General features: G+C 69.3%; 4 protein-coding genes. All 4 read right to left on the reverse strand.

All coding sequences use genetic code 11. The features are described 5' to 3' along the window. A partial coding sequence (locus NM1_RS40600; protein WP_174556966.1) for a translation initiation factor IF-2 N-terminal domain-containing protein occupies window positions 1-300 on the reverse strand: 300 nt, incomplete at its 3' end. Between the two features lie 111 nt (window positions 301-411). Then, window positions 412-765 (reverse strand): YlxR family protein, encoded by a 354-nt coding sequence (locus tag NM1_RS41780; RefSeq protein ID WP_084520513.1) that lies wholly within the window; start codon window positions 763-765, stop codon window positions 412-414. A gap of 86 nt (window positions 766-851) precedes the next feature. Further along, window positions 852-1,880 (reverse strand): transcription termination factor NusA, encoded by a 1,029-nt coding sequence (gene nusA, locus NM1_RS40605; RefSeq protein ID WP_068033143.1) that lies wholly within the window; start codon window positions 1,878-1,880, stop codon window positions 852-854. Continuing rightward, entirely contained in the window at window positions 1,877-2,503 is a 627-nt protein-coding gene (rimP, locus tag NM1_RS40610) for a ribosome maturation factor RimP (protein WP_068033145.1), read from the reverse strand. The genes nusA and rimP overlap by 4 nt, the downstream gene beginning before the upstream one ends. Window positions 2,504-2,900: the final 397 nt, after the last annotated feature.

Consider the following 2,900-nt stretch of genomic DNA (forward strand, 5'->3'; position numbering starts at 1 on the left):
GGCCTGTGCCGCCGGGCTGGGCGCGGCGCTACGCGGACCCGGGCGCGGGCCGGGGGTCGCGGGCTTATCGGCCGCGCGGGCGGCCTGACCGGAACCGGACTTGGCGGCCGATTTCGCGGTGCCGTTCGACGGGGCGGATTTCGCCGAGAACGACTCCCGCAAGCGACGCGCGACGGGTGCCTCCACCGTCGACGACGCCGACTTCACGAACTCGCCCTGCTCCTTCAGCCGTGCGAGTAGTTCTTTGCTCGTGACACCGAGTTCTTTCGCCAACTCGTGCACGCGGGCCTTGCCTGCCACTGCTCTCCTCACTGAGAGGTCGAGCGCGGCGGTCCGTCCCCGTGGACGGAAAGCCCGCACGACCTCCGATTATCTTCGATGGCCGATCATCGTTGGTACTTCACGGTGTGCTCATGAGTGCTCGTGCCTGTTCTCGATGTAGTGCTCCAGGGCTGAGATATCCAGTTTTCCGGACACTCGTAGCGCTCTGCCGAACGCTCGGCGCCGCTCTGCCGTGCTCAGACAAGCCTGAACGGGGTGCAACCAGGCACCCCGTCCGGGAAGTCTGTGCCGCGGATCGGGAACGATCGCAACGCCGCCCTCGTCGGACGAGTGCGCCACGACCCGCAACAGATCGGCGGCCAGCTCGCGCTTCCGGCATCCCACACATGTCCGGACGGGACCCGAGGGTGGTACCTCGACCCGCACAGAGCGCGTGGAAACCGGAGGCTCGTGCTGAGCCTGCGTCCACTCTACCGCTGCCATGTCCCGATCTCCGCATCCAGCCCTCTGGTTAGTTACCAACATGTCATCCCACCACGGCCGTTCCGGCGCCGCGGCGGGGTTGTCGCCTAGTTGTGCTGCGCCTCCGTGTCGACCTGGCCCGAGACGTCGGGAGCCGCGTCGCTGCGGATATCGATGCGCCAGCCGGTCAGCCGCGCGGCGAGGCGGGCGTTCTGGCCTTCCTTGCCGATCGCCAGCGAGAGCTGGAAGTCGGGGACGACGACGCGCGCCGCGCGGGCGTCCGGGTCCACGATCGTGACGGAAACAACTTTCGAGGGGCTCAATGCATTCCCGACGAAGGTGGCCGGATCCTCGGCGTAGTCGATGATGTCGATCTTCTCCCCCGCCAGCTCGCTCATCACGTTGCGCACCCGCTGGCCCATCGGTCCGATGCAGGCGCCCTTCGCGTTGACCCCCGGCACGTTGGTGCGCACCGCGATCTTGGAGCGATGCCCCGACTCCCGCGCCACGGCGACGATCTCCACCGAGCCGTCGGCGATCTCGGGGACCTCGAGGGCGAACAACCGGCGCACCAGGTTGGGATGCGAGCGGGAGAGGTTGATCTGCGGGCCGCGCGGGCCCCGCGACACCGCGTACACGTAGCACTTGATGCGGTCGCCGTGCTCGTAGGTCTCGCCCGGGACCTGTTCGGCGGGCGGGATCAGCCCCTCCGCGCCGTGGGCCTCGCTGCCGATGCGCACGACCACCGTGCCGCGGGCGTTCATGCGGGCATCGCGCTGCACCACGCCGCCGACGATATCGCCCTCGTGCGTGGAGAATTCGCCGAAGGACTTCTCGTTCTCGGCATCCCGCAGCCGCTGCAGCACCACCTGGCGGGCGGTGGTGGCGGCGATGCGGCCGAAACCCTCCGGGGTGTCGTCCCATTCGGAGATGACGTTGCCGTCGGCGTCGAGTTCGCGGGCCATCACCCGCACCACGCCGGACTTCTGGTTGATGTCGATGCGCGCGTTGGGCTCGTGGCCCTCGGTGTGCCGGTAGGCGGTCAGCAGGGCGGACTCGATCGCGGAGATCACCGTCTCCATCGAGATCCCCTTGTCGGCGACGATCGCCCGCAGGGCTTCGATTTCGATGTTCATTCCACGATCCCTTCGGTCGACGCGGCTACTCGGCTGGGCACTGCTCCATCTGCTGGATCCTCCGCGGAGTCGGCGCCCGGCTCCGGTCGGCCGGGGGAGACTCCCCCCGCGAGTTCCATCTCCACCGCGCCGGGCGCGGAGAACTCCACTTGGACCACGGCTCTCTCGATATCGGCGAGCGGTACGGTGACGCGATGCGGTTTTCGCTTGCCGCCCAGCACCAGCGCCACCTCGGACTCGGTCGCGGCGCCGACGCGCGCGTCGAACTTGTCGGGGCCGTCCGGGCCGGGCACGCCGGGCCGCATGCTGACGCGCACCTTGCGGCCGCGCGCGCGGCGCCAGTGCCGAGGTGCGGTGAGCGGACGGTCGACGCCCGGCGTGGTGACCTCCAGCAGGTAGGCGGTCTCGCCGAAGTCACCGGCGTCGTCGAGGGCCTGGGAGACCTCCGAGCTCAACTCCGCGATCGTGTCCAGATCGATGGCCCGATCGCCGTCCACGGTCACCTGCACCCGCGCCTGCCCCCCGCTCGCGGCCGCGATCGAAACGCCCTCGAGGTCGAACCCTCGGCGTTCGACGAGCCCAGCAACGAGCTGGCTCACCCTTTCCTCGGTAGGCATCGGCATGTGGGGCGGCTCCTGGTTCAGTTGTGACGCGGTGGAGTTGTCGGTATAGGTCCTGGTCGGCCATGGTCAGCACGCATCGGCGGCGAAATACTCCGCCGCTGTTCCAGCGTAACGCGCTGCCAGAGTGTAAAGGACCAGCCAACCCTTTCGAGTTTCGCGTCCCCGTCCGAAATTGCCGGACGTGCCGCGCCGCCACCGCGTGTCTGTGCCCGATGGCGGCGTCCGCGGGTCCCTCCGTGGTTACGCAAGCTGCCTCCTCCGGTCCCGTCGCTCCCGCCGCGCCCCCCTCGCCGGATCCGGTCGCCACAATGCCTGGCACGATGTAGGCGTGCCGAGCACCTACCACTTCCCCGCGCCGAACCGCCGGTCGCTGCTGCGGATCGCGGGCGGCGGCGCG

This window comes from Nocardia mexicana NBRC 108244 (genome assembly GCF_001613165.1).
Taxonomy (GTDB): Bacteria; Actinomycetota; Actinomycetes; order Mycobacteriales; family Mycobacteriaceae; genus Nocardia; species Nocardia mexicana.

Bases quoted from the DNA above. Each gene is read 5' to 3' on its own strand.
- NM1_RS41780 (WP_084520513.1), bottom strand. From the start codon at position 765: ATGGCAGCGGTAGAGTGGACGCAGGCTCAGCACGAGCCTCCGGTTTCC.
- nusA (WP_068033143.1), bottom strand. From the start codon at position 1,880: ATGAACATCGAAATCGAAGCCCTGCGGGCGATCGTCGCCGACAAGGGG.
- rimP (WP_068033145.1), bottom strand. From the start codon at position 2,503: ATGCCGATGCCTACCGAGGAAAGGGTGAGCCAGCTCGTTGCTGGGCTC.